General features: G+C 68.8%; 4 protein-coding genes and 1 pseudogene. All 5 read right to left on the bottom strand.

Features of this window, described 5'->3' with window-relative positions:
- A pseudogene (locus QH270_RS05095) lies at window positions 1–306 on the bottom strand (hypothetical protein); the annotation flags it as partial.
- Window positions 303–1775 carry an SCO6880 family protein gene (locus QH270_RS05090; RefSeq protein ID WP_157105012.1) on the bottom strand — a complete coding sequence of 491 codons (1473 nt, stop codon included), beginning with the start codon at window positions 1773–1775 and terminating at the stop codon, window positions 303–305. The pseudogene QH270_RS05095 and the gene QH270_RS05090, both read right to left, overlap by 4 nt.
- On the bottom strand, window positions 1772–3208 hold the full coding sequence (locus QH270_RS05085) for a hypothetical protein (RefSeq protein ID WP_280339171.1): 1437 nt from the start codon (window positions 3206–3208) through the stop codon (window positions 1772–1774). The genes QH270_RS05090 and QH270_RS05085 overlap by 4 nt, the downstream gene beginning before the upstream one ends.
- Complete coding sequence (locus QH270_RS05080) at window positions 3205–3954, bottom strand: hypothetical protein (RefSeq protein WP_280339170.1); 750 nt, start codon at window positions 3952–3954, stop codon at window positions 3205–3207. The genes QH270_RS05085 and QH270_RS05080 overlap by 4 nt, the downstream gene beginning before the upstream one ends.
- Before the next feature lie 63 nt (window positions 3955–4017).
- Window positions 4018–4445: hypothetical protein (locus tag QH270_RS05075; RefSeq protein WP_280339169.1), on the bottom strand; the 428-nt coding region annotated here is incomplete at its 5' end.

Raw genomic sequence — 4445 nt, 5'->3', positions numbered from 1 at the left:
CGGGGGGGGGCGCGCCACCACCGACGCCCGCCCACCCCCAGCACCGACGTAGCCGCGGTCGGTCAACACCGGCGCGAGAAGATCGAACCCATCCCCCGCAGCACCCTCGCGCCGCCGCGCCGCGGTCGCGCGGCGATGATCGTCACTGGACAGCAGCATCCGTGCCCGCCGACCCCGCAGCCCGGCCTGTGTGGCCGCGAGCTCGACTTCCGCGCGGCGGGTTCTGCTCAGAACCCTGATGCCCTCGATGATTTCGGTTCTCGCGGGCTTGCCCCGGTCGGGCGAGCCGTTCATGTGCCCGGTCATCCCGAGACCCGTTCGGAGATGGAGGCGTGCTCAGGCAAAATCAGCCCGATCCCGAGCGAGGCGGCGAAGCCGGCGGCTTGGTAGCCGTAGCAGCGGCGCACCGTCAACCGCGAGGCCGCCGCCATCCCTTTGACCGAGGCCTCGATGCCGGGCAGGTCCGCGTCGAGGTGATCGGTCACCGTCACCAACACCCCGAACCGAGTCAACCCCGCCCCGCGAGCTTGCTCCTCCCGCGCGGCGGAGGTGTTGCCGACCCGGATGCGGGCCGCCGCCGAGGAGATCCCGCGTTCGGTCTGTTCGGCGGCGACCGCGTCGCGGAAGTCCGAATCGACCAGTGAGGTCGCTTCCGCGGCCGAATGCAGGCGGTAGACGATCGCGACGCGCTTACGTGGGGCGTCCGGGCGCGGCCGTAGGAGTTCTTCGAGGACGGTTTCCATCACCGCCCCGCGGGGTGCGCCGTCCATTTCCCAGGTGATCGAGCGGGCCCCGTCGTGGACGTAGTGATCCCACCGGTCCTGATGGGCCAGCGGGCCGACCGAGTCCCACGACTGCGACTCCACGATCCGATCCCCCGCCGCCTCCACATCACGCTGAGAGGCCAGGTCGAACCGGCTACGCACCAACCCCAGCACCTCCCACGCCTGCAGAGGTGTGGCGGGCAAGCCGGCGCGGGCGAGCTGGGACAACACCGATTGCAGGCGTTGCCCGATCTCACGGGCCTGCTCGGCCTGATCACGCCGGATACGCCCCTTGCCGATCGCCCGATAGGTGACCGCGATCCGCGCTTCGATCCGCACCCCCACCCCACCGCTGTCGGCAGCCGCTTCGGTCATCACCGTCTTGGCGAAAACGGGGGCACTCGGGCGGATCAGCCGGGTGACTTCCCGGGTTTGCTTCAACCGGGTTTCCACGACGTTGTCCAGCACCGCAGTCACCGCGACCACTTCGCCACCGCGGCTCTGTGAGGCCAGGAACTGGCCGTATCCCTCGACCCAGGAATCGATCTGGGCTTGGTCGACGAGTTCCTTGCCCCGCGGGATCACCCGCACGATCACCGTGTAGTGGTCGCTGCGCCGGATATGCAGCATCGCGAACCGCTTCCCACCCGGCGTCTCGTACTCGGTCAAACGTGAATCAGCTAGCAAGCCCGGCAATTTCGCTAACCCCGGCAGGCGGGAGAACCGACCCGAACGGTAGGTCAGCTCGCCGCGAGATCGCGCACGCGCGAACTGGACCCGCAGCAGCAGAAGTTCCCACCCGGTGCGCCCGTTGCGGGTCACCGCCAGCGGGACGAACACCACCGCCGCCCCGGCCAGGACCGCCCCCGCGAATTCGAGGGAGCGGGTGATCATGAACGACACCATCACCGTGATCACCAGGCCGAGTCCGAGGAGCGACACGCCCCAGGTCAATCCGAAGAACCCGGCCGAGCGTGGCTGTTCCCACCGCCCATACATTCGTGTGCTCATCGGCGGACCTCCCCGGGACCGAGCGAGTCCGGATCCAACTGGCCCGACGATTCCGGGACAGCACGTTGAGCGGTTGACGCGATGCCTTGCAGTGCACCGACCGCGAGCTGGGCACCCAACATCGCCGCACCAGCAGGGCCCGCACCCATCGCACCAGTGGCCGCAGCACTGCCCGACCCACCGGCACCAGCGGCTGAGGCCCGGCCCGCGCTCGCACCACCTGCGCTCGAACCACCCCCGCCTGCCGGCGCAGATCTGGACGCGCCACCGGCCGATGCGGGGGCCGACCCTCCGGGTGGCGAGCCTGAATTCGCCGCCATCGGTCTGGCCCCACCGGTGCCGCCCGGCGGAGGGGACGATCCGCTCGGGCTCGACGACCCTGGCGACGAGCCAGACCTTTCGGCCTCCGAAACCTTCCTGGCTTGTGACCCCCGGCTGCCGGCCGCCGACATCGCGATCCCGGCACCGGCGCCAGCCAACGCTGATGCCGCGCCGCCGCCACCGCCGAGGGTGGCCACTGCGGGTGCGATCAACCGGATCAGCGCGGGGAGCACAATGACGGTCATCAGCATCAAGATCAGGCCGAGCAGCATCAGCTGGGGATCGGTCTGCTCCTCGGCACCGAGGACGGTGAACGCGATCGCATAGACCAGCGCCCCGACCGGCTTCCACAGCACGAACGCCAGCGACCACGCCAGAAGGCGTTTGTAGGCTTGCGAGCCGGCCGAGGACCCGGATGCGGCGGCCACCAAGGGGATCACCGCGACGACCACGACCAGCAACGCCTGCCGGATCACCAGCATGACCAACTGGACCAGCATGCTGATCACGCCGAGCAGACCAACGAGCAGAAGAATCCCGGGCCCGAGAGTGGCCATGGTGTCGGGGTCGAGGATCCGGCCGATGGCGTTCTCGAGATCTCCACGCGTAGCGTCGAAAATCACCCAGTTGGCGAACTGGTCGCCGGCATTCGTGCCTACCGTGATGAGTGTCGCGAAGGTCATCGACGCGAAGATGGCGCGAGCGAGCATGAGGAAGCTCTCCTGCGCTTCTCCCGCCACGCCACCACGTTTGGCCAGTGCCAGCCGAGCCGCCGCGAGCATGATTCCCGCAGTCAAGAGCACCACCTGCAGACCGACGGTGTAGTCCCTGATCTGGGTGAGGACAGGAGCGGGTTGCCCAGCCGAGGAAGATAATTGGGGCGATGGTAACGTCGTCCACCACGTCATCCCCATTCTCAGAAGCTTCGCCAAGCCTGTAACTAGGAAGCTGACGAAGCGGTCGATCACCGAATCACCGGCCGCGTCCACGGCCGCGCTGCCGAGCTGGCACGCCTCGCGCACCCCAGGCAACACCGTGCACGCGATATCGGGGACCAGTGTTCGGGCTGGTCCTGCCGTCAGCGGGGCCGCAGCGTCGAGAAAACTGCTCATGTTCGGGCCTTCCAATCACCGAACCCGGCTATCGACGCGGTCGGAGTTGCTGGGCGCCAGAGGCTTTCGATGTCGTCGGGTACCCGGACGCGCCAGTCGCCCTCGACCCAGACCATCGGCCAGGTCGCGATGGCGTATCCGGTCGTGGAACGGACCGCGAGTTGCACCACGGCCAAGTCGTCGCGGTAGCCCGGTTGAATCCGCACACCTTCGGGCACGGTCACGTAGCGCGCTGCGCCCGGGGTGTCTGCCCGTGACCGCGCGAACCGGTCGATCAACGGCTGTCCGCCGCCGTAGAAGCGCTCGCGCACGACATCTCGCCAGATCGGGTCGTGCGCGGCATAGACCCGTCCGACCGCGTCCAACGCCGCCAGCGCGGCCCCTTGCGGTGTGCGCGCGAACCCTTCCGCAATACCGGCGTCGATGCGGGCAGGGCCGTCGCTGCCCGACACCGCCACCGCCGCACCGCCCCAGATTCGCTGCCACTGCAACCGTGCAGGTGGTGCGCTCAAATGGTCCGGCCGCGCCGGGTCGACACGGTCCTCGGCGCTTTGCGGCAAGACCGCACCGGCTTCCTCGGCAGGGACTTCGAGGCGGTTGCCGAACATGTCGACCGTCGGCGGACGTGCTGCTGACGGTGTCGTTGATGGCGCTGCGGTCGTCGAGCCCTGTCCGTTCTTGGCAGGGGGTTGGGTGGTGTCGGTGTTGTCGTCGCCGGTGATGGTCAGGACGAAGACGGTGATCACGACGGCGGTGATGATGCTGAATAGCAGGACGAGGGTTCGAGTGGCACGCATCAGAGCTGGTCCTCAGGGTCTCGGCAGGGCGACCATGTCAGCGGGGACGGAATCGACTGCGGTGACCGGGCTCTCGGTCACCGTGTCGGGCAGGCGCAGCCGCCACCCGTCGGGGGCCCAGATGACGGTGGCGGTGTTGCGGGTGGTCGAGTTGTCCGGATAGAGAGAGAAGGTCTGGACCTGGGCTTCGGTGTCGGCATAGGCGGTGACGAGGTAGCCGAGGATCGTGGGCACCGTGTCGGTGGCCGGGGTGGTGATCGAGACCTGTGCGCGTGCTGTGGCCCAGGCATCCCTGCCCCGGCCGGGGGCGATCATGCGGTGCCCGACCGCCGCCCATCCGCTGTCGGGTGCGACCGACATGCGCACGGTCGTGTGGATCGCGGCCAGGGCGGCGCCGGCCGGGGACCGGTCGAAGTCGGTGGCGGTCGCACCGTCGATCA

This window comes from Nocardia neocaledoniensis (assembly GCF_029868625.1).
Taxonomy (GTDB): Bacteria; Actinomycetota; Actinomycetes; order Mycobacteriales; family Mycobacteriaceae; genus Nocardia; species Nocardia neocaledoniensis_A.
The sequence above is the reverse complement of the archived record's forward strand: the minus strand, read 5'-3'. Positions and strand labels throughout refer to the sequence as shown.

What these genes read in the sequence shown, in the direction of transcription:
- QH270_RS05090 (WP_157105012.1), bottom strand. Translation starts at nt 1,775, where the DNA reads ATGAGCACACGAATGTATGGGCGGTGGGAACAGCCACGCTCGGCCGGG.
- QH270_RS05085 (WP_280339171.1), bottom strand. Translation starts at nt 3,208, where the DNA reads ATGAGCAGTTTTCTCGACGCTGCGGCCCCGCTGACGGCAGGACCAGCC.